General features: G+C 67.1%; 18 protein-coding genes and 1 pseudogene. 14 read left to right on the top strand and 5 right to left on the bottom strand.

What is annotated here, in order from left to right; translation table 11 throughout:
* Nucleotides 1-121: 121 nt before the first annotated feature.
* Together IP93_RS06295 and IP93_RS06290 are read right to left on the bottom strand one after the other, a co-directional pair.
* Nucleotides 122-3,592, bottom strand: a complete 3,471-nt coding sequence (locus tag IP93_RS06295) for a methylmalonyl-CoA mutase family protein (RefSeq protein WP_144813386.1) — start codon at nt 3,590-3,592, stop codon at nt 122-124.
* A gap of 102 nt (nt 3,593-3,694) precedes the next feature.
* Nucleotides 3,695-4,468: a helix-turn-helix transcriptional regulator gene (locus IP93_RS06290; RefSeq protein WP_144813383.1), complete on the bottom strand. Its 774-nt coding sequence runs from the start codon at nt 4,466-4,468 to the stop codon at nt 3,695-3,697.
* 208 nt (nt 4,469-4,676) lie between these two features.
* On the opposite strand from IP93_RS06290, the gene IP93_RS06285 reads away from it, so the two are divergent.
* The 14 genes from IP93_RS06285 to IP93_RS06220 all read left to right on the top strand — a co-directional run bounded on the left by IP93_RS06285 (nt 4,677) and on the right by IP93_RS06220 (nt 18,148).
* Nucleotides 4,677-5,900, top strand: coding sequence for a phosphatase domain-containing putative toxin (locus IP93_RS06285; RefSeq protein WP_144813380.1), 1,224 nt, complete (start codon nt 4,677-4,679; stop codon nt 5,898-5,900).
* Entirely contained in the window at nt 5,887-6,294 is a 408-nt protein-coding gene (locus IP93_RS06280; protein WP_144813377.1) for a hypothetical protein, read from the top strand. Before IP93_RS06285 ends, IP93_RS06280 begins: the two co-directional genes overlap by 14 nt.
* Before the next feature lie 37 nt (nt 6,295-6,331).
* Nucleotides 6,332-6,976 (top strand): MarR family transcriptional regulator, encoded by a 645-nt coding sequence (locus tag IP93_RS06275; protein ID WP_144813374.1) that lies wholly within the window; start codon nt 6,332-6,334, stop codon nt 6,974-6,976.
* The gene (locus IP93_RS06270) at nt 6,973-7,536 is read left to right on the top strand and encodes a GTP-binding protein (protein ID WP_144813371.1); all 564 of its coding nucleotides are present in this window, start codon (nt 6,973-6,975) and stop codon (nt 7,534-7,536) included. Before IP93_RS06275 ends, IP93_RS06270 begins: the two co-directional genes overlap by 4 nt.
* Complete coding sequence (locus tag IP93_RS06265; RefSeq protein ID WP_144813369.1) at nt 7,536-7,970, top strand: roadblock/LC7 domain-containing protein; 435 nt, start codon at nt 7,536-7,538, stop codon at nt 7,968-7,970. Before IP93_RS06270 ends, IP93_RS06265 begins: the two co-directional genes overlap by 1 nt.
* Entirely contained in the window at nt 7,967-9,502 is a 1,536-nt protein-coding gene (locus IP93_RS06260) for a 2Fe-2S iron-sulfur cluster-binding protein (protein ID WP_144813367.1), read from the top strand. Before IP93_RS06265 ends, IP93_RS06260 begins: the two co-directional genes overlap by 4 nt.
* Before the next feature lie 114 nt (nt 9,503-9,616).
* Nucleotides 9,617-10,894, top strand: coding sequence for a 2OG-Fe(II) oxygenase (locus IP93_RS06255; RefSeq protein ID WP_144813364.1), 1,278 nt, complete (start codon nt 9,617-9,619; stop codon nt 10,892-10,894).
* A gap of 193 nt (nt 10,895-11,087) precedes the next feature.
* On the top strand, nt 11,088-12,191 hold the full coding sequence (locus IP93_RS06250) for a Glu/Leu/Phe/Val dehydrogenase dimerization domain-containing protein (RefSeq protein WP_144813362.1): 1,104 nt from the start codon (nt 11,088-11,090) through the stop codon (nt 12,189-12,191).
* Between the two features lie 146 nt (nt 12,192-12,337).
* A complete protein-coding gene (locus tag IP93_RS06245) occupies nt 12,338-13,495 on the top strand; it encodes an isovaleryl-CoA dehydrogenase (RefSeq protein WP_144813359.1) in 1,158 nt (385 codons plus the stop codon).
* Nucleotides 13,496-13,605: 110 nt separating this feature from the next.
* Nucleotides 13,606-14,781: a thiolase family protein gene (locus IP93_RS06240; RefSeq protein ID WP_144813356.1), complete on the top strand. Its 1,176-nt coding sequence runs from the start codon at nt 13,606-13,608 to the stop codon at nt 14,779-14,781.
* Nucleotides 14,782-14,930: 149 nt separating this feature from the next.
* Nucleotides 14,931-15,278, top strand: a complete 348-nt coding sequence (locus IP93_RS06235; RefSeq protein WP_144813353.1) for a hypothetical protein — start codon at nt 14,931-14,933, stop codon at nt 15,276-15,278.
* 177 nt (nt 15,279-15,455) lie between these two features.
* Nucleotides 15,456-15,743, top strand: coding sequence for a hypothetical protein (locus IP93_RS06230; protein WP_144813352.1), 288 nt, complete (start codon nt 15,456-15,458; stop codon nt 15,741-15,743).
* Nucleotides 15,744-15,925: 182 nt separating this feature from the next.
* The gene (locus IP93_RS06225) at nt 15,926-17,536 is read left to right on the top strand and encodes a carboxyl transferase domain-containing protein (RefSeq protein WP_144813349.1); all 1,611 of its coding nucleotides are present in this window, start codon (nt 15,926-15,928) and stop codon (nt 17,534-17,536) included.
* A 252-nt stretch (nt 17,537-17,788) separates the two neighbouring features.
* Nucleotides 17,789-18,148 carry a hypothetical protein gene (locus IP93_RS06220; RefSeq protein ID WP_144813346.1) on the top strand — a complete coding sequence of 120 codons (360 nt, stop codon included), beginning with the start codon at nt 17,789-17,791 and terminating at the stop codon, nt 18,146-18,148.
* A gap of 134 nt (nt 18,149-18,282) precedes the next feature.
* Here the strand turns inward: IP93_RS06220 and IP93_RS06215 are convergent, their stop codons facing one another.
* From IP93_RS06215 to IP93_RS15860, 3 genes and pseudogenes are all read right to left on the bottom strand, one after another.
* Nucleotides 18,283-18,516, bottom strand: a complete 234-nt coding sequence (locus tag IP93_RS06215) for a DUF6587 family protein (protein ID WP_144813343.1) — start codon at nt 18,514-18,516, stop codon at nt 18,283-18,285.
* A gap of 5 nt (nt 18,517-18,521) precedes the next feature.
* Nucleotides 18,522-20,390, bottom strand: a complete 1,869-nt coding sequence (gene feoB, locus IP93_RS06210) for a ferrous iron transport protein B (RefSeq protein WP_144813340.1) — start codon at nt 20,388-20,390, stop codon at nt 18,522-18,524.
* A 191-nt stretch (nt 20,391-20,581) separates the two neighbouring features.
* A pseudogene (locus IP93_RS15860) lies at nt 20,582-20,806 on the bottom strand (FeoA family protein); the annotation flags it as partial.
* Nucleotides 20,807-20,833 lie beyond the last annotated feature (27 nt).

Genomic DNA, 20,833 nt, shown 5'->3' with positions numbered 1-20,833 from the left:
CCTCCGGATGCCTGGCGACCACTTGACACATAGACTTCAGGCATAAAATCCGCCCCGAATGGACATCGCCCCATAAAGAAGGCCCGCAATTGCGAGCCTTCTTTCTTCCGTGGACAGTAAGTTACATATTCCGCCGATACTCCCCACCAACGTCATACAACGCATGGCTAATCTGCCCCAGGCTATGCGTCTTCACCGCCTCCATCAGGCTCTCAAACACATTCCTACGCTCCCGCGCCGTCGACTGTAGGCCGCGCAGCCCGGCTTCGCTGTAAGAATTTCTCGCGGCCTGGTACGCCTGCACATTCTCGATCTGCTGCCCCTTCTCCCCCTCGGTACTGCGGATCAGCTCGATCTCGGTGACGATGTCGCCGCCGTGGTCCTTGGGCAGGAAGGTGTTCACGCCGATCAGCGGCAGGCTGCCGTCGTGCTTCTTGTGCTCGTAGTACAGGCTCTCTTCCTGGATCTTGCCGCGCTGGTACATGGTGTCCATGGCGCCCAGCACGCCGCCGCGCTCGCTGATGGCCTCGAACTCCTTGTACACAGCCTCTTCCACGATGTCGGTCAGCTTGTCCACGATGAAGCTACCCTGCCACGGGTTCTCGCAGAAGTTCAGCCCCAGCTCCTTGTTGATGATCATCTGGATGGCCACGGCGCGGCGCACGCTCTCTTCAGTCGGCGTGGTGATGGCCTCGTCGTAGGCGTTGGTATGCAGGCTGTTGCAGTTGTCGAACAGCGCGTACAGCGCCTGCAGCGTGGTGCGGATGTCGTTGAACTGGATCTCCTGCGCGTGCAGGCTGCGGCCGCTGGTCTGGATGTGGTACTTCATCATCTGGCTGCGGGCGCTGGCGCCGTAGCGCTCGCGCATGGCGCGCGCCCAGATGCGGCGGGCCACGCGGCCAATCACGGTGTACTCCGGGTCCATGCCGTTGCTGAAGAAGAACGACAGGTTGGGCGCGAAGTCGTCGATCTTCATCCCGCGCGCCAGGTAGTACTCCACGATGGTGAAGCCGTTGCTGAGGGTGAAGGCCAGCTGGCTGATCGGGTTCGCGCCGGCTTCGGCGATGTGGTAACCGCTGATGCTGACCGAGTAGAAATTGCGGACGTTCTTGTCCACGAAGTACTGCTGGATGTCGCCCATCATGCGCAGGGCGAACTCGGTGCTGAAGATGCAGGTGTTCTGCGCCTGGTCTTCCTTGAGGATGTCCGCCTGCACGGTGCCGCGCACGGTGGCCAGGGTGTGCGCCTTGATCTTCGCGTAGGTCTCGGCGTCCACCACCTGGTCGCCGGTCACGCCCAGCAGGCCCAGACCCAGGCCGTCGTTGGTCTCGGGCAGCATGCCGCTGTATTCGGGGCGATTGCGGCCCTCGAACATCGCCTGGATCTTGTCATGCGCGGCGTCCCAGCGGGCCTGGTCTTCGCGCAGGTACTTCTCCACCTGCTGGTCGATGGCGGTGTTCATGAACATCGCCAGGATGATCGGCGCCGGGCCGTTGATGGTCATCGACACGCTGGTGCTGGGCGCGCACAGGTCGAAGCCGGAGTACAGCTTCTTCATGTCGTCCAGCGTGGCGATGTTGACGCCGCTGTTGCCGATCTTGCCGAAGATGTCCGGGCGCACGGCCGGGTCTTCCCCGTACAGGGTGACGCTGTCGAACGCGGTGGACAGGCGCGCGGCCGGCTGGCCCACGCTCAGGTAGTGGAAGCGGCGGTTGGTGCGCTCCGGGGTGCCCTCGCCCGCGAACATGCGGATCGGGTCTTCGCCGGTGCGGCGGTACGGGTACACGCCGCCGGTGTAGGGGTAGTAGCCCGGCAGGTTTTCCTTCTGCAGGAATGTCAGCAGCTCGCCCCAGGCCTTGTAGGTGGGCGCGGCGATCTTGGGAATCTGCTGGTGGCTGAGCGACTCGCGGTAGTTCTCCACGCGGATCACCTTGTCGCGCACCTGGTACTCGTTCACCTCGTCGGTGATCGACTTCAGGCGGGCGGGCCACTCGCGCAGCAGCTTCAGCGCTTCGCTGCTGAGGGTCTGCACGGCGTCGTTGTAGCGCTGGCGCAGGGTCAGCAGGCTGCGGTCGGCGCCTTCGGCACCGGGCTGCACGGCTTCGGTGGCGTACAGGTCCAGCGCCTTGGGCAGTGCGGCGTCACCCAGGGCGTTGAGTGCCTGCCAGTAGCTCTGCGCGCGGTCGGCCACTTCGGCCTGCGTCTCGATCTGACGGTTGATGCCGCGGCCCTGCTCGGCAATCTCGGCCAGGTAGCGCACGCGCGCGCCGGGGATCAGCACGGTGGCGCGCGGCTCCTTCAGCGTGGTGTCGATGTCGGGCTGCCAGTTGCAGTGGGCGGTGTCGATGCCGCCCTCACCGCCCAGCTTGGCGCGCAGCAGGCGGCACAGGTTGGCGAACATCCAGCTCACGCCGGGGTCGTTGAACTGGCTGGCAATGGTCGGGTAGACGGGGATGTCCTCGTCCTTGATGTCGAACTTGGCGCGGTTGCGCTTCCACTGCTTGCGCACGTCGCGCAGGGCGTCTTCGGCGCCGCGCTTGTCGAACTTGTTGAGCACGACGAGTTCGGCGTAGTCCAGCATGTCGATCTTTTCCAGCTGGCTCGGCGCGCCGAAGTCGCTGGTCATCACGTACATGGGGAAGTCGACCAGGTCCACGATCTCCGAGTCGCTCTGGCCGATGCCGGCGGTCTCCACGATGACCAGGTCGTAGCCCAGGCCCTTGAGGAAGCCGATGCAGTCCTTCAGCACCACGTTGGTGGCCACGTGCTGGCGGCGGGTGGCCATGGAGCGCATGTACACGCGCTTGCTGCGCAGCGAGTTCATGCGGATGCGGTCGCCCAGCAGCGCGCCACCGGTGCGGCGGCGGGTCGGGTCCACGGAGATCACCGCAATGCGCATCTCCGGGAAGTTGGCCAGGAAGCGGTTGAGCAGTTCGTCGGTGACGCTGGACTTGCCCGCGCCGCCGGTGCCTGTGATACCCACCACCGGGGTCTTGCCGCCGGCCAGCTGCCACTGCTTGCGCAGGTGGGCCAGTTGGCCTTCGTCCAGCAGGCCTTCTTCGATGGCGCTCAGCATGCGGCCGATGGTGATTTCATCGTGGATGTCCGCGGCCTTGTCCGGCACCTGCGCGGACTGGCGGGCCTCGGCGGCGCGGCGCACCACATCCTCGATCATGGCCACCAGGCCCATGTGCATGCCGTCGTTGGGGTGGTAGAGGCGCTCCACGCCGTAGGCCTGCAGTTCGCGGATCTCCTCCGGAGTGATGGTGCCGCCACCGCCGCCGAACACGCGGATGTGGCCGGCGCCACGCTCCTTGAGCATGTCCACCATGTACTTGAAGTACTCCACGTGGCCGCCCTGGTAGCTGGACAGGGCGATGCCGTCGGCGTCTTCCTGCAGCGCGGCGCGCACCACGTCCTCCACCGAGCGGTTGTGGCCCAGGTGGATCACCTCCGCGCCCTGCCCCTGGATCAGGCGCCGCATGATGTTGATGGCGGCGTCGTGGCCGTCGAACAGGCTGGCGGCGGTGACGAAGCGCAGCGGGGTGGTCTCGGCGACGGCTTCGGGGAGGTGGCTGGCGGGGGTGCTCATGGGGCGCAGTCTGTACTTTCGGGTATGACCCGATTGTAGCGTGCCGCCCTCCCCGGGGCCCGTGACCCGCGCAATGCCCGCCACGCAACGCGGAGGGCGCCCCTAGCGTCGGGGTTTCGCCGATGCTGGAGTAGCGTTCCCCTGGGCGGATCTTGCAATGGAATCCGGCTTCAACACGTAGTCGCCGCGGTGCCATGCCATGGCCGCCTCCCGCAGCGCCCCGGCCGAGCCGAGCCCAAGCTTCTGCTTGATGCTTTCGCGATGCGACTCGATGGTCTTGACGCTCAATCTTAATTCGCGGGACATCTGCAGGTTCCCGTGTTCCCGGCCGATGTGATCGAAGACCTGGTACTCGCGTTCGGACAACGGAAGCTTGGGCAGCATCACCGACTGACGCAGGGGGCAGCTGCTGCAATAACCGTCGCCCAATCGCGAGGCGCCGCAGCCTCCGATGATACGCATCGCGGAGCGTATGTGCCGCAGCGGCGACCGGTCGCGCACGAATCCGCACGCACAACGCTCGCCGCAGCCAGACTGCATACCGACATGATGCCGGGTCGACAGCAACAGCACGCGGGGACTGTGCCCGGAAAAATCCGCTCCATTTACCGCAGCGTGGCCATGCACGTCGGCAGCCAGGTCATGATCGAGCAGGAGCACGTCCGGCTTGTGCTGCAACAGCAGGTGTACCGTTCCTGGAGCGTCACTGGTGCTTGCGATGTGCCTGAGTTGCGGCACCTCCGGAAGCAACGTCAGCAAGCCCGCCTCGAGCAGGCTGCTGCGCGATGAAATCACCATCGTTGCGGGCGACCACGTGTTCTCGTCCATGCCGGTGGGCCCGACGATCGCGGGCAGATGATGGTTACTGCGGCTCATGCGACCTGCATCTCACCTTGCAAGCCGCGAACGATAGCATCGAGTAAGGCCAGATTGCCTCGGGACTCCGCACCCCGGGGACTCCCCTATACCCGTCCCCCACGGTCCCCGATAACAATCGCCTTCGCTTGGAGCGTCGCGAAATTTCCGGCAGGACGGTTGTCGCGGCTCCAGGCAAGGCGCAGCACGCAGGTCGTATGGGGGATGGATGCTTGTCTTGCAGCGCTTCAGCGTTTATCGACAAGGGAGCCCGGTGGTCCGGGACACAACGTTGTCGGTTGAAAGTCCGGGGATGCTTTTCCTGATCGGGCCAGGTGGCGCCGGCAAGTCGTCGCTGCTGTCAGCAATGGCCTCCCGCGACAACGGCAACATCACTCGAATGGGGACCGCGCTTCTCGATGGAGAGGACGTGGGCGGACCCAACGCCCGCGCCACCTTGGTGCCGCAGCATCTTCAGCTGGCCGGGGCGGAGCCGCTCGCCGACGCACTGACCCACTTTTTGCGGATGCGCCTGGACGAACTGCCAGCGTGGCTACAGGCCCACGGCCTGGACGAGGTGATCCGACTGCTCGACCAGCCCTGCGCTGGGCTGGATCGTTCACTCCGGCGCCTGCTCGCCGTACTGGCCGCCCTGCACTTCGAAACCCCATTGGTCCTGGTCGACGAACCTGGCGCCGGGTTATCCGAGGAGCACGGCGAACGTCTATGCAGACGTCTTCATGACCTCGCCTGCCGCCACATGGTGGTGGCGGCCACGCACAACCGCCAGGAATGCCTTTCCCTGGGCGGATACACGGCGCTGCTGGCGGGAGGACGAATCCAGGAAATTGCGCCCAGCGCCGACTTCTTCGCGGCGCCGGCCACCGACGCAGGAAGGACATACGTGGCAACCGGCAACTGCAACCTGCCAACCGACAGGGCCGTCATCCAGGACGGGATCTGGTGGGTGGTTCCGGGCCTTTTGTGCGGGATGAGCCGACCAGGGCTGATCGTCGATGCGAAAACACAGTACGACCGCCTGGCCGAGGCCGATGTGCGCTCGCTGATCTGCCTTGAGGAGCGGTGCGAATACGCGGTCACGGAGGCGCGCGAGTACGGCATCGCGCACCTGCACATTCCCGTGAACGACATGGCGCCCCCCAGCTTCAACCAGGCGGTCGACCTGTGCCGTCGGGCGGAGCAGCCAATCCGCGACAACCAGGCGGTGGCGTTCCACTGTCGGGCTGGGCTGGGCCGCACGGGGACCGCCCTCGCACTGGTCCTGACATGGTTCGGGGACGAGCCAGAGGTTGCGATCGCCAAGGTGCGACGCGCCAATCCATTGGCAATACAGAGCGATGCGCAACAGCGCTTCGTAAACGAGTTCGCCGACCGAATCCGCGGTTGGCACATACCAGGCAGTAGCGAGGAGAGGTCAAATGTCGTTGGATAAGGCTCTTGCGGTAGCCCAGTCGGAAATCCCCGAGTGCGTGGCAACCGGTTACGTCGACATGATCAGCGGAATGTTGCTGGGCGTGAAGACAGTCGATTCGCACCCGGGCGAAGTGCTCGACCTGGTCGCCGCTGCCACGGCCGATCTTTTCCAGGGAAAGAACGTCGTTGAGATCGAGCGGCTTTTCGACAAGTCGCGCGGCATCACGGGCCGCAACCACCACTACTTCAATGAGATCGTGGTGTTCAGCAGCAACCTGATCCACGTGTACGTTCGCTCCAAGCGCAACCCCGACCACGCGGGCGTGTTCGTAAGCCGCATCGCCGCGAACATCGGCATGGTACTGGTGCGGGCGCGCGCGGCGATGACGCATTGTGAAGCCGCTGCGAACTGACATCCCGACGCCATAACGCTATCTCGCGCAATCGACCATGGCCTCCACCACCGTTCTGCAACCGCGTCGCATCCTGTGCCCCAACTTCAACGATGATGAAGTGAAGGCGCTCCGCTCGCTCTGTGAGTTGCTGCGCAAGCACCTGAAGCATCCATGGCAGGTGGTGACCCATGGCGAGGCCGACCTGTTGCTGGTCAATCTGGATGCCGGGTGGGCGCCGCCACAGGTGCCCACCGTGCCCCTCGTGGGGTGCGCCCTGCGTCCGCGGGCCCACCCTGTCGGCACCATCCACCGGCCTCCACGGGCGGCGGAACTGCTTGCTGTTTTCAGCGAGTTCATACCCACCACCGACGCGGCGGGGGCGGCGCGGACACAGGACGTCCTTGACGCAGGTCAGGTCGATGACCGGTATGTCCTGCTGGGCTGGCCGCTGGACTTCGAGCGCTGGCCCCCCAGCTGGCGTCGCGTGCTTGCCGCCCTGAGCCGATCCAGCGCCTCGATGGATGAAATCGCGCAGTGCACCGGCCTGACGCCCGTCGACATTGGCCGCTGCATTGCGATGCTCGATCGACAGGGACTGGTCGAACGCCAGCGTTTGGCCGCGGCTCCTGTCGTGCGCGCCCAAGGGCGCTGGAAAGGGCTGTCGGAGCGGGTCGGCCATTTACTCGGGTTTTCTCGATGACCAACGTGCACAAGATTGTCTTCATAGGCGAACCTGGGGCAGGCAAGACGACCTGCATTGCCGCAGTGAGCGACATCGAGCCTGCGAGCACGGACGTGGAGTGCACCGATGAACTTCGGCTGCGCAAGGACACCACCACCGTCGCGCTGGACTACGGTGAGTTGTGCCTGGGAGACCAGGGCCGGCTGCTGCTGTATGGCCTACCCGGGCAAGCCCGGTTCCGCTTCATGTTCGACGTGGTGCGCGAGGGGCTGCTGGGCGCTGCGGTCCTCGTGGATGCAAGCAGTGGGAGTCTCCAGGGGCTGGAGGACACGCTTTCCACGTACGCCGACGAGTTGCGCCGGTTGCCGTGCGTCATCGCCGTCAACCGATGCACGGGCGATGCGCAGGCAATCCAGAGGCAATGCCTGGAATTGCTGCAATCACACCGCCTCGTGGCACCGGTCATCGTGGTGGACGCGCGTCGGAGGGCGGACGTGGTCCGCACGTTCGAACTGCTGTTCCTGCAACTGGAGCATGCCATCGTGCGGCAACCCCAAGGGGCGACAGCATGCAGTTGATGGACAACAGGGTCGGCACGACGCTGGAACCGGACCGCAGCCGCTGCGCGTCCGCCCTGGATCACCTGGTGGCCAGCGACGGCATTCTCGCGGCCATGCTGGCAATGCGCGACGGGCGTCCGTTCCTCATGCGAAATCGCAATCGCAGGTGGGAAGAGGGCAAGATGGCCGCCATGGTGAGCTCAACGGTGGCGTTGGGCCAGACGTTCCTTCGCGAACTGACCGCCGGTCCGCTGGACCACATCCTGATCGAGGGCACCGAGGGGAAGCTGGTGATCTGCAGCGTGGCGCGCAGCAACTCGTTGTTGCTGCTGGCCGTGGTCGCCGAGCGTGACGCCCGCCTCGGCATGGTGTTGGGGCACAGCAAGACCTGCGCGCAGGCCGTCGCCGAGGCTTTTCCCGGCATCGTGGCCAGCGGGAAGGGCATCGCATGAGTCGACTGGAGTACCAAGGCAAGGTGTTCTCGGCTGCGCCCGGCGAGACCTTGCTTGATGCCCTTCTGCGCCAGGGGGCGGACATCACCCACTCCTGCCGCAAAGGCAGTTGTGGCTGCTGCCAACTCCGCCTGCTGGACGGCAGCGTCGACACGCTGCGCGAGGTGGATGCATCCCTTACCCAGGGCAGTCATGTGCTGTGCTGCGTATCGGTACCGCGTGGCGACGTGAAGTTGGCGCGCCCCGATCCCAACCAGCGGCTCCAGCAGGTTGAGTTGCTGGCGCGCACGCAACTGGCGAAGGACACCTACGCCTTGGATCTGGCGCCGCTGCGCATGCTGGAGTTCCGTGGCGGACAGCACGTTTACCTGATCCGCGGGGACAACCTGGCACGCCCGTACTCCATTGCCAGCCGTCCCGAGGACGACTTTTCCTTCCGCATCCACGTTCGAAGGCGGGGGGAAATGAGCACGTGGCTGTGTGAGCAGGCGCGCATCGGGGAGCGCATGTACCTGCGTGGCCCCCATGGCGGATGCCACGATCGCGACGACTTGCGCGGTCGTCCGCTGCTGATGCTGGCGACCGGCGTGGGAGCCGGGGCGCTCATGGCCGTCGCGCGGGATGCGTTGGCGCAGGGGCATGCCGCGCCGATCGAGTTCCACCACGGGGTGGGTGACGCTGGCGACCTGTATCTGGATGCAGAACTGCGAACCCTGGCCCAGCAGCACCCGAACTTCCACTACCGCCCCTGCGTAAGTGGCGAGCGCACACCCGGTGCGGCCCACGGCCGCATCGTCACCCATGCGCTGGAAAACCGGCCCCGTCTTGAGGAACATGCCCTGCTTCTCTGCGGACTGCCAGCCATGGTGGAGGACGCACGCGTGGCGGCGATACTTGCGGACATTCCGCGTGAGCGGATCCTGGCCGATCCGTTCGAGTTCACCCATTCGCCGCGCCCCCGCGACGCGGAGAAAGTGGCCGGCATGCCAGCTGACCCGGAACTGTGGGCGGCACTGGAACAGGGACCGGGGCTGACCCGCCTGCTGGAGGCGTTCTACGCGCGCGCGTACGAAGATCCGCGCCTGTCGCCGTTCTTCCACAATGTCACGCGCGACTGGGCGGTCCAGAAGCAGTACGAGTTCCTGTCCAACCTGTTCAATGGGAACAAGGCGTACTTCGGCCTGAACCCGTACAACGCGCACCACTGGATGGTCATCTCCGATGAACTGTTTGACTACCGGGAGGCCCTGTTCGAATCGGTGCTGCGCGAGGCCGGGCTGGCACCAGACCTGATCCGCCGTTGGCTGGCGCTGCACGAGCAGTTCCGCACCGAGATGGTCAAGGGCGCCCCCCGGGGCATGATCATCGGCGGCGTGGAGCAGCCCCTGCACAACCTGAGCGTGCAGCGTCTGGAAATCGACGCTGTCTGTGACGGTTGCCATGGGGAAATCGCCGCCGGCGCGCCCAGCCGCTACCAATACCGGGTGGGCAGCCTGCACTGCGCCGAGTGCGCGGGGATCACGGACGCCTGAACCGCGTTGCCGGCCACGTCGCGGGCCCCCACCGGTTCCCGTTGCAGGCCCACGCCCGCATGGACGGGGCATGGCGGGATAGTGCCGCCGGTCCGCCACGGGTACCCTGACCGCATGAGCACAACCGCCCTGCCCGACCTGCAGACCCTGCGCGCCAATGCTGCCGGCGGCGCGCCCAACGCGCAGTTCCAGCTTGCGCGCATGCTGCTGGCCACCGACGTCGACGCCGCCGCGGAAGCCTTCGACCTTTACCGCCGTGCGGCCGAGCGAAACCACCTGGCCGCGCAGGTGGAGTACGCACGCATGCAGTTGTATGGCGTGGCCTGCGACGCGGACCCGTTGGCTGCGATGACCGGGCTGGAGCGCGCCGAGCGCGGGGGCGCAGCGGGCGCGGCGGCGCTGCTGGCCAACATCGCGCTGGGCGGCATCGTCATGGACCGCGACTTCCTGCGCATGGGCCAGCGCCTGCTGCTGGCCGCCAAGGGCGGCGACGTGTCGGCGATGCGTGCACTGGCGATGTACTTTGGCGGCGACACCGACAACCCCGCGGCCATGCGCCAGTCGCGCACACTGCTGGAACAGGCCGCGCGCGCGGGCGATCCGATCAGCGCCAGCCTGCTGCTGGAACGCGTGCGCCACGGCGAGATGACGGCTGGTGGCGAACTGGCCGCATGGCAGGCGCTGGTGGCGCAGGCGGGCATGCCGGCAATCCCGGCGGTGCCCGGCCCCGTGCCCGTCGACGGCCCCAGCCGGCCGTTGCAGCTCAATCTGGAACCCAGCCTGCAAGCGCCGATGCCACAGGTGCTCAGCCAGTCCCCGCGCGTGGCCACGCTCGAAGGCCTGCTCACGCCCGAGGAATGCCGCTATGTGATGCTGATGGGCGCGCCATGGCTCAAGCGCGCGCGGGTGGTCGACCCGCGCACCGGCGAATGGCTGGAGCACCCGGTGCGGACCGCCTTCGACGCCACGTTCAACGACATGATCGAGGACTTCCCGCTGCGCCTGCTGCAGTTGCGCATGGCCGCGGCGATCGGCATCGACTTCACCCATGCCGAACAGATGGTGCTGCTGCGCTACCTGCCCGGCCAGGAATACCGCCCGCACCGCGATTACCTGCCCCCGCAGACGCTGGCCGGCGACCGGCCGCAGGCGGGCCAGCGCGCGACCACGCTGTGCACCTACCTGTGCGACGTGGAATCCGGCGGCGGCACGGCCTTCCCCGAGGCCAACCGGGTGGTGGAACCGCGCGTGGGCCGCGCGGTGGCGTTCCGCAACACCGACGACGCAGGCAACCCCGATCCTGCGTCGCTGCACGCGGGCGCGCCGGTGCTGGCGGGAGAGAAATGGCTGGCCACGTTGTGGCTGCGCGAGCGGCGTTACCGGACGTTCTGAAGCCGGGACGGCCGACCCCACCCGCATGAACCGGTTGCATTCGTAACCGTATTCGCCGATTGGCGTAGACTATGCCCCCTGCGGCGGGCCTGTTATCCCGGCCGCAGAGGCGAATCCTCACCGATTCAACGACTTAAACGCACAGTTGGCGTGGCGCCTACCGCGCATTCCCCACGCCAATCCGGAGCACCTGATGATTTTCGAGACCCTGGACACCTACGGCCACGAACAGGTCGTGTTCTGCCACAACAAGGACGCGGGCCTGAAGGCGATTATCGCCATCCACAACACCGTGCTGGGCCCCGCGCTGGGCGGCACCCGCATGTGGCCGTACAAGTCCGAGCAGGAAGCGTTGAACGACGTGCTGCGCCTGTCGCGCGGCATGACCTACAAGAATGCGGTGGCCGGCCTGAACATCGGCGGCGGCAAGGCCGTGATCATCGGCGACCCGGCCAAGGACAAGTCCGAAGCGCTGTTCCGCGCCTTCGGCCAGTTCGTGGACTCGCTGGGCGGCCGTTACATCACCGCCGAGGACGTCGGCATCGACGTCAACGACATGGAATACGTGTACCGCGAGACCGAGTTCGTGACCGGCGTGCACCAGGTGCACGGTGGTTCGGGCGACCCGTCGCCGTTCACCGCCTACGGCGCCCTGCAGGGCCTGATGGCAACCCTCAACAAGCGCTTCGGCGACGAGGAAGTGGGCAAGTACAGCTACGCCGTGCAGGGCCTGGGCCACGTGGGCATGGAATACGTGAAGCTGCTCAAGGAGCGCGGCGCGAAGATCTTCGTCACCGACATCAACCAGTCGCTGGTGGACAAGGCCGTGTCCGAGTACGGCGCCGAGGCCGTGGGTCTGGACGAGATCTACGACGTGCCGGCCGACGTGTACAGCCCGTGCGCGCTGGGTGGCACCGTGAACGAGCAGACCCTGCCCCGCCTGAAGGTCAAGGTCATCTGCGGCGCGGCCAACAACCAGCTGGCCAACAACGCCATCGGTGACGAGGTGCAGAGGCGCGGCATCCTGTACGCGCCGGACTACGCGGTCAACGCGGGTGGCGTGATGAACGTGGCGCTGGAGCTCGAGGGCTACAACCGCGAGCGCGCGATGCGCATGATGCGCACCATCTACCACAACCTGCACCGCATCTACGAGATCGCCGAGCGCGACGGCGTGCCGACCTACCAGGCCGCCGACCGCCTGGGCGAGGAGCGCATCGCCGCCATCGGCAAGCTCAAGCTGCCGCTGGGCCGTGGCCAGACCCGCTTCAAGGGTCGCATCCGCGGCGGCAACTGATCCACGTCAGGTGCACTGACGCGCTGAAGAGCAAGAATACGACGGGGCCCAGTGCCCCGTCGTGCTGTCCGGCTGGGGCATGAGGCCCGAGCCTCCCATTTCGAGCGTCGATAGGCTTCGGCGCCAAAACGTTGCCAGGAGTAGTCATGCGCCCTTTCCCGCTGGGTGAAGAGATCGATGCGCTGCGCGATGCGGTCCGCCGTTTCGCCGAGGCCGAGATCGCGCCGCGCGCCGAACAGATCGACCACGACAACTGGTTCCCGCAGGACCTGTGGCCCAAGCTGGGCGAGATGGGGTTGCTGGGCATGACCGTGCCGGGCGAGTACGGCGGCAGCGGTATGGGCTACCTGGCCCACCTTGTGGCGATGGAGGAGATGTCGCGCGCGTCGGGCTCGGTGGGCCTGTCGTACGGCGCGCACTCCAACCTGTGCGTCAACAACCTCTACGCCAACGGCAACGAGGCGCAGCGCCACAAGTACCTGCCCAAGCTGTGCATGGGCGAGTGGAAGGGCGCGCTGGCGATGAGCGAACCGGGCGCCGGTTCCGACGTGGTCGGCTCGATGTCGTGCCGCGCCGAGTTGAAGGGCGACGTCTGGGTAGCCAACGGCAACAAGATGTGGATCACCAACGGCCCCGAGGCCGACGTGCTGGTGGTCTACATGCGCACCGCCGGCAAGGACGCGGGCAGCAAGTGCATGACCGCCTTCATCGTCGAGAAGGGCATGAAGGGTTTCAGCACCGCGCAGAAGCTGGACAAGCTGGGCATGCGCGGCTCCAACACCTGCGAGCTGGTGTTCGACAACTGCGAGATCCCCGCCGAGAACGTGCTGGGCGAGATCAACCAGGGCGTGACGGTGCTGATGAGCGGCCTCAACACCGAGCGCCTGGTGCTGTCCGGCGGCCCCATCGGCCTGATGCAGGCCGCACTGGACATCGCCCTGCCCTACACCCGCGAGCGCAAGCAGTTCGACGCGGCCATCGGCACCTTCGGCCTGATGCAGGGCAAGATCGCCGACATGTACACGAAGCTGCAGTCCAGCCGTGCGTTCGCCTACCAGGTCGCGCGCGACTACGACAGTGGCTACAATAGCCGCGTGGATGCGGCCAGCTGCCTGCTGCACGCCTCCGAGTCGGCCGTGCAGGTCACGCTGGAGGCCATCCAGACCCTGGGCGGCAACGGCTACATCAACGAATTCCCGACCGGTCGCCTGCTGCGCGACGCCAAACTGTACGAGATCGGCGCGGGCACCAATGAGATCCGCCGCATGCTGATCGGCCGCGAGCTGTTCAACGGCCACAGCTGAGGCGCCGGAACGCCGCGCCCGCCTGAACGGGTGCGGATTTGCGGCAGCGCAACAACCGGCGCGATAATCGGGGTGTCCCGGCAAACCGCCGGCCCCCACTGGAGCAGTCCATGTCCGACATCGTCATCGTCGGTGCCAAGCGCACCGCCATCGGTTCCTTCCTCGGCCAGTTCAACGGCGTCGCGACCCCGGTGCTGGGCACGGCCGCCATTACCGGCGCGCTTGGACACGCGGGCCTCGCCGCCGACCAGGTGGACGAAGTCATCATGGGCTGCGTGCTGCCGGCCGGCCTGGGCCAGGCGCCGGCGCGCCAGGCTTCGCTGGGGGCCAACATCCCGGCCTCGGCCGGCTGCACCACCATCAACAAGGTGTGCGGCTCGGGCATGAAGGCGATCATGCTGGCCCACGACATCATCAAGGCCGGCTCGGCCAACGTCGTCGTTGCCGGCGGCATGGAGTCGATGACCAACGCACCACACCTGCTCAACGGCTCGCGCAACGGCATCCGCTACGGCAGCGCCGAGTTCATCGACCACATGGCGTTTGACGGCCTGACCGACCCGTACCAGGGCAAGGCGATGGGCGTCTTCGGCGACATGGCGTGTGCCGAGTACAAGTTCGACCGCGAGGCACTGGACGCCTACTCCACCGAGAGCGTTAAGCTGGCGCAGGCCGCACAGGCCAGCGGTGCGTTCAAGGACGAGATCGTCCCGGTCACCGTCAAGGGCCGCAAGGGCGACGTGGTGGTCGACTCCGACGAGGAACCGGGCAAGATCGACACCACCAAGATCCCGACCCTGCGCGCAGCCTTCGGCAAGGACGGCGTGCTGACCGCCGCCTCGTCCTCCAAGATTTCCGACGGCGCTGCCGCCACCGTGCTGATGTCCGCCGACGAAGCGGCCGAGCGCGGCCTGAAGCCGCTGGCGCGCATCGTGGCCCACGCCACCCATTCGCAGGCACCGGAATGGTTCACCACCGCCCCGGTGACCGCCATCCAGAAGGTGCTGCAGAAGGCCGGCTGGACCGTGGCCGACGTGGACCTGTTCGAGATCAACGAGGCGTTCTCGTGCGTGGCCATGGCCCCGATCAAGGACCTGGGCATCCCGCGCGACAAAGTCAACGTGCACGGCGGCGCGGTGGCGCTGGGCCATCCCATCGGCGCCAGCGGTGCCCGACTGGTGGTCACCCTGCTCAATGCACTGCGCCAGCGCGGCGCCAAGCGGGGCGTGGCATCGCTGTGCATCGGCGGTGGCGAGGCCACCGCGATCGCCGTCGAACTGGCCTGAGAAACGCCCATTCATCGGCTGACATTAGATATAACGACGTCTTAACCAAAAAAAGCCGGTCAACGCCTTGACAGCGTTCTCCGGCTTGTCATCATGTACACGGCGCGCATTTTGCGCGTTGCCCTATTTATTGACGAGGAAACCGCATCATGACCATGAACAAGGCGCTGCTCGCCCTGGCCCTGGGTTTTGCCTTGGCTGCCTGCTCGAACCAGCAGCAGGCTGCTGATTCGGCCGCCGAGGCTGCCGACGCTTCCGCCGAGGCTGCCACCGCTGCTGCCGACGCCGCCGCCACCGGCGACGCCGCTGCCGCTGACGCCGCCGCTGCCTCGGCTGACGCCGCTGCCGCTTCGGCCGACGCCGCTGCCACCGCCGCTGACGCTGCCACCACCGCCACCGACGCCGGCGCTGCCGACGCCGCTGCCGACACCGCTGAGCAGGCCGCTGACGCCGCTGAGCAGGCTAAGGAAGGCGCTGAAGAAGCCGCCAAGCAGTAATCAGACCCCAGGGCCGCTCGCGGCCTGACGGTTGGAGAAGCCGCTGGTGCGCCAGCGGCTTTTCGTTGGCTCGACGACATTTATGAATAGGGGGTTTCCCTTGTTCATGGCGCGGGTCGACACGTTGTACCGCTTTCCAACACCTCATCGTTACAGTCCATCTTTCCGGAGATTTCCATGAACACCAAGCTCTACGTTGCCCTGGTTGCCGCTGCCCTCGCCCTGACCGCCTGCAAGAAGGAAGAGGCCGCTGCCGTTGAAGCCGCCCCGGCTGCTGACGCCGCTGCCGTCGAGGCCCCGGCTGCTGACGCCGCTGCCGCTCCGGCCGATGCCGCCGCTCCGGCCGCCGAGGCCACTGCTGGCGACGCCGCCGCTGCCGCTGCCGACGCCGCTGCTCCGGCCGCCGACGCTGCTGCCCCGGCTGCCGACGCCGCTGCCGCTCCGGCCGAAGAAGCCAAGCAGTAATAGGCTCTACGCCTGTTGCACGAAAAGGGGCCCGCGAAAGCGGGCCTCTTTTTTTCACTCACTTCCGCGACCATTCGACGCCCCTCGGCCCGCACGGCATTGCGTGTCCGAACGCCCGCGAACCTTGGCCCCTGGCGCTGCTTTGTGGTTTGATGCGCGCCTTACACGGACGCACCACCAAGATGCCCGCACTGACCTCCCAGCTCGATACCCGCTCGCAGGACTTCCAGGCCAACGTGGCCTATCACCGCGCGCTGGTGGACGAACTGGACGCCCGGCTGGCCCGCGCGGCGGGTGGCGGCGGTGACAAGGCCCGCACCCGGCACACCGAGCGGGGCAAACTGCTGGCGCGCGACCGGATCACCGCGCTGCTCGACCCCGGCTCGCCGTTCCTGGAGATCGCGCCGCTGGCCGCCGAAGGCATGTACGACGACGCCGCGCCGGCCGCCGGCATGGTGTGCGGCATCGGCCGCGTGATGGGCCAGGAAGTCGTGATCGTGGCCAACGACGCCACGGTCAAGGGCGGCACCTACTTCCCGATGACGGTGAAGAAGCACCTGCGTGCACAGGAAGTGGCACGCGAGAACCAGTTGCCGTGCGTGTACCTGGTCGACTCCGGCGGCGCGTTCCTGCCGCTGCAGGACGAGGTATTCCCGGACAAGGAGCACTTCGGCCGCATCTTCTACAACCAGGCGCGGCTGAGCGCGGAAAACATCCCGCAGATCGCCGTGGTCATGGGCTCGTGCACCGCGGGCGGTGCGTACGTGCCGGCCATGTGCGACGAGAGCATCATCGTCAAGGAACAGGGCACCATCTTCCTCGGCGGCCCGCCGCTGGTGAAGGCCGCCACCGGCGAGGTGGTGGACGCCGAAACCCTGGGCGGCGCCGACGTGCACACCAGCATCTCCGGCGTAGCCGACCACTTCGCCGAGGACGACCGCCACGCGCTGCAGATCGCGCGTGACATCGTCGGCACGCTCAACCGCAAGAAGACACTGCCGGTCGCCGTGCAGCCGGTCCGTGAGCCGCTCTACGCCGCCGAGGAGCTCTACGGCATCGTGCCCAAGGACACCCGCCGCCCGTTCGACATCCGCGAGGTCATCGCGCGCGTGGTCGACGGCAGCGACTTCCAGGAGTTCAAGGCGCGCTACGGCAAGACCCTGGTCACCGGCTTCGCGCACCTGCACGGGTATCCGGTGGGCATCGTGGCCAACAACGGCATCCTGTTCGCCGAGAGCGCACTCAAGGGCGCGCACTTCATCGAGCTGTGCAACCAGCGCGGCATCCCGCTGGTGTTCCTGCAGAACATCACCGGCTTCATGGTCGGCAAGAAGTACGAGCAGGCCGGCATCGCCAAGGACGGGGCGAAGATGGTGACCGCGGTGGCGTGCAGCCACGTGCCCAAGTTCACCGTGGTGATCGGCGGCAGCTTTGGTGCCGGCAACTATGCGATGTGCGGCCGCGCCTACGGCGCGCGCTTCCTGTGGATGTGGCCCAACGCACGCATCAGCGTGATGGGCGGCGAGCAGGCGGCCAGCGTGCTGGCCACGGTGCGCCGCGACGGCATCGAGGCCACCGGCAAGGTGTGGACGCCGGAGGAGGAGGAAGCGTTCAAGGCGCCGATCCGCGAACAATACGAAACCCAGGGCAATCCGTACTACGCCACCGCGCGCCTGTGGGACGACGGCATCATCGATCCGGCGGACACACGCCGGGTACTGGGCTTGGGGTTGTCGGCCTCGCTCAACGCTCCGATCGATGACCGCACGCGTTTCGGCGTGTTCCGCATGTAATTCCAGACGGCAGTGCGTCGGAAGGGCGGCTCCAGGCGTGTGGCGCACCCAAGCGGGTATCGGAGCGACTGCGCCGCACGCTCCGGCTCGCCTGCCCCGGTCTGTACCCGCCCGCCAGTTCCCGTTACATTTGGCCGGGTCGCCGGCGTACCGGCGGCGCGTTAGTGCGTCGGCTGCCCGGACAAGGGACTTCCTTCACGGTGCGATGGCGGACGAGATGTATCCTTGCCCACCTTTCTCTGGAGCACACCCATGAACACCAAGATCTACGTTGCCCTGGTCGCCGCCGCCCTGGCCCTGACCGCCTGCAAGAACGAAACCGCCACCGCGCAGAACGAGGCCGCCGAAGCCGCCGCCGCCACCGAGCAGGCTGCTGACGCCGCCGCCGCTGCCGCCACCGAGAGCACCGAAGCCGCTGCCGCCGCCACCGGCGAAGCCGCTGCCGAAGTGGGCGCCGCCGTGGAAGGTGCTGCCGACGCCGCTGCCGCCGCCGGTGCCGACGCCGCTGCGGGCGCTGCCGCCGCCACGGCCGATGCTGCCCAGGCCACCGCTGACGCCGCCCAGAACGTGGCCGACAAGGCCGACGCCGCCGCGGAAGAAGTCAAGAAGTAATCGCCTTGCGGCGAGGCGAAAGCCAGATGGAGGCCCGCGCAAGCGGGCCTCTTTCTTTTCACGCAATGGAAAGTTGGACGCTCACGCGTGGCAGGCGACGTGAGGCCGGTGGCCCAGCGCCAACCCGTCTGCGTTCAATCGCAGCCGTCGCAGCCACCGCAACTGCTGCCGCCCCCCACCACTCGCGGCGCGATGCGCTTGCCCAGCCGGCGCATCCATCCGGGCCGCCCCTCACGCACCAGCGGCACCGCCAGCGCCAGCCGTGCCTTGCGCACGGCGCCGGGAAACTGTCGCTTCGCCACGAACCACGCGCTCAGCAGCACCGCCAGCGCGATGACCACGTATTGCACCAGCAGCGAGGCGTCCACGCCGGTCACCCCGCGCCCAGCAGCACGGCCACCTGGTAGGTGACGAGCGACGCCAGGTAGGCCATGGCGAAGAGGTAACCGGCCGCGATGCCCACCTGCTTCCACGAATGTGTCTCGCGGCGGATGGTGGCCAGCGTGGAGATGCACTGCGGCGCATAGATGAACCACACCAGCAGCGACAACGCGGTCGCCAGCGACCAGCTGTCGCTGATGATCGGGCTCAGCGCCTGGATGGCGCTGTCCTCGTCGGTGGCCGACAAGGCGTACACGGTGGCCAGCGACGAGACCACGACCTCGCGCGCGGCCATGCCCGGTATCAGCGCGATGCAGATCTGCCAGTTGAAGCCGACCGGAGCGAACACCGCGGTCATCGCATGGCCGATGCGGCCGGCGAAGCTGTAATCGATGGCCGGCCCGGTGGCCCCTTCCGGCGCACCCGGGAAGGTCAGCAGGAACCACAGCAGGATGGTCATCGCCAGGATGATGCCGCCCACGCGCTTGAGGAAGATCGCGGCGCGCTCCCACAGCCCCAGCAGCAGGTCGCGGGCGTGCGGCACGCGATACGACGGCAGCTCCAGCATCAGCGGATGCTCGCTCTTGTCGCGCCGCCACTTCTTCATCACCCATGCCACCAGCAGCGCGCTGAGCACGCCCGCGGCATACAGGCCGAACAGCACCAGGCCTTGCTGGTTGAGCACGCCCCACACCTGCTTCTGCGGGATGAACGCACCGATCAACAGTGCGTACACCGGCAGGCGCGCCGAGCACGTCATCAGCGGCGCCACCAGGATCGTGGCCATGCGGTCGCGTGGGTCCTGGATGGAACGCGTGGACATGATCCCCGGCACCGCGCAGGCGAAGCTGGACAGCAGCGGGATGAAGGAACGGCCGGACAGCCCGGCCGCGGACATCATCCGGTCGAGCAGGAACGCGGCGCGCGGCAGGTAACCCGATTCCTCCAGCGCCAGGATGAAGGCGAACAGGATCAGGATCTGCGGCAGGAACACGATCACCCCGCCGAGGCCGGCGATGATGCCATCCACCACCAGGCTCTTGAGCGGCCCTTCAGGCATGTATGCCCCCGCCCACTCGCCCAGCTTGGCGGTCAGCAACTCGATCCCGTCCATCAACGGCGTGGCCCAGGCGTAGACCGCCTGGAAGATCAGGAACATCACCACGGCCAGGGTCAACAGGCCGAAGACGGGATGCAGCAGCCAGCGGTCGAGCGCGTCGTCGATCTCGGCGGTGCGCCGCGGCATGGCCACGGCCAGTGACAGCAATCGACGCGTCTCGGCATGCAGGGTGTCGCTGTCCAGCTCGCTGCCCTGTGCCAGGCGGACCGTAGGCGCGGCAGGATCTTCGGACAGGCCGTCGAGCATCGCCACCAGCTCGCGCGCGCCTTGGCGCTGCACGGCCACGGTGGGCACCACCGGCACGCCCAGTTCGCGCTCCAGTACCTTCAGGTCCACGTCGATGCCGCGGCGACGCGCGGCGTCCATCATGTTGACCGCCAGCACCATGGGCCTGCCCAGTTCGCGCACTTCCAGCGCGAAACGCAGGTGCAGGCGCAGGTTGGTGGCGTCGACCACGCAGACGATCACGTCCGGGGCGGGTTCGCCCGGGTAGAAGCCACGGCACAGGTCGCGGGTCACCGCCTCGTCAAGGCTGGCGGCGTGGAAGCTGTAGGCGCCGGGCAGGTCGAGGATGGCGTACTGCCGTCCAGACGGCGCGTGGAAGCGGCCTTCCTTGCGCTCCACCGTGACGCCGGCATAGTTGGCCACCTTCTGCCGGCTACCGGTGAGCAGGTTGAACAGCGCGGTCTTGCCGCAGTTGGGATTGCCAACGAGGGCAATGCGTTGGACGGCGGTGGTCATGCCGATGCCCTCGCCTGCGGATCGAGGGCAATGGCGGTGTCCTGCCCCGCCACGATATCCGGACGCGTTGCCAGGCTTTCCCCCGTGGCAACGCTGGCCACGTCCGCGGGTTCGGGCTGGGCGTTGGGGGCTGCGGCACGCGTGACCGCCGGGGACGGAGCCGGTACCGGCTCCGCGCCTGTCCCCGCGCACACGGTGATCCTCGCCGCCTCGCTGCGGCGCAGGGCGAAGCGGGTAAAGCCCACCTGCACCAGCATCGGCTCGGCCGCGATGGGCCCCACGGCCATGATCTCCACCTGCTCGCCCGGGACGAAGCCCAGCTCCCGCAGGCGGCGCGCGATGGGGTCGTTGACGACCTGGTCATCGACCGAGGCGACCGTCGCGATGGTGCGCCGTGGCAGTTCGGACAGCTTCAAGCGGCAATCCTACAAATAGGAATTGTT

The sequence above is a fragment of the Aerolutibacter ruishenii genome, assembly GCF_007830115.1.
Lineage (GTDB): Bacteria > Pseudomonadota > Gammaproteobacteria > Xanthomonadales > Xanthomonadaceae > Aerolutibacter > Aerolutibacter ruishenii.
The sequence above is the reverse complement of the archived record's forward strand: the minus strand, read 5'-3'. Positions and strand labels throughout refer to the sequence as shown.

Coding starts and splice junctions, on each gene's coding strand:
- IP93_RS06235 (WP_144813353.1), top strand. CDS start 14,931: ATGACCATGAACAAGGCGCTGCTCGCCCTGGCCCTGGGTTTTGCCTTG.
- IP93_RS06285 (WP_144813380.1), top strand. CDS start 4,677: ATGCTTGTCTTGCAGCGCTTCAGCGTTTATCGACAAGGGAGCCCGGTG.
- IP93_RS06275 (WP_144813374.1), top strand. CDS start 6,332: ATGGCCTCCACCACCGTTCTGCAACCGCGTCGCATCCTGTGCCCCAAC.
- IP93_RS06270 (WP_144813371.1), top strand. CDS start 6,973: ATGACCAACGTGCACAAGATTGTCTTCATAGGCGAACCTGGGGCAGGC.
- IP93_RS06260 (WP_144813367.1), top strand. CDS start 7,967: ATGAGTCGACTGGAGTACCAAGGCAAGGTGTTCTCGGCTGCGCCCGGC.
- IP93_RS06280 (WP_144813377.1), top strand. CDS start 5,887: ATGTCGTTGGATAAGGCTCTTGCGGTAGCCCAGTCGGAAATCCCCGAG.
- IP93_RS06225 (WP_144813349.1), top strand. CDS start 15,926: ATGCCCGCACTGACCTCCCAGCTCGATACCCGCTCGCAGGACTTCCAG.
- IP93_RS06265 (WP_144813369.1), top strand. CDS start 7,536: ATGGACAACAGGGTCGGCACGACGCTGGAACCGGACCGCAGCCGCTGC.
- feoB (WP_144813340.1), bottom strand. CDS start 20,390: ATGACCACCGCCGTCCAACGCATTGCCCTCGTTGGCAATCCCAACTGC.
- IP93_RS06255 (WP_144813364.1), top strand. CDS start 9,617: ATGAGCACAACCGCCCTGCCCGACCTGCAGACCCTGCGCGCCAATGCT.
- IP93_RS06295 (WP_144813386.1), bottom strand. CDS start 3,592: ATGAGCACCCCCGCCAGCCACCTCCCCGAAGCCGTCGCCGAGACCACC.
- IP93_RS06240 (WP_144813356.1), top strand. CDS start 13,606: ATGTCCGACATCGTCATCGTCGGTGCCAAGCGCACCGCCATCGGTTCC.
- IP93_RS06220 (WP_144813346.1), top strand. CDS start 17,789: ATGAACACCAAGATCTACGTTGCCCTGGTCGCCGCCGCCCTGGCCCTG.
- IP93_RS06245 (WP_144813359.1), top strand. CDS start 12,338: ATGCGCCCTTTCCCGCTGGGTGAAGAGATCGATGCGCTGCGCGATGCG.
- IP93_RS06230 (WP_144813352.1), top strand. CDS start 15,456: ATGAACACCAAGCTCTACGTTGCCCTGGTTGCCGCTGCCCTCGCCCTG.
- IP93_RS06250 (WP_144813362.1), top strand. CDS start 11,088: ATGATTTTCGAGACCCTGGACACCTACGGCCACGAACAGGTCGTGTTC.
- IP93_RS06290 (WP_144813383.1), bottom strand. CDS start 4,468: ATGAGCCGCAGTAACCATCATCTGCCCGCGATCGTCGGGCCCACCGGC.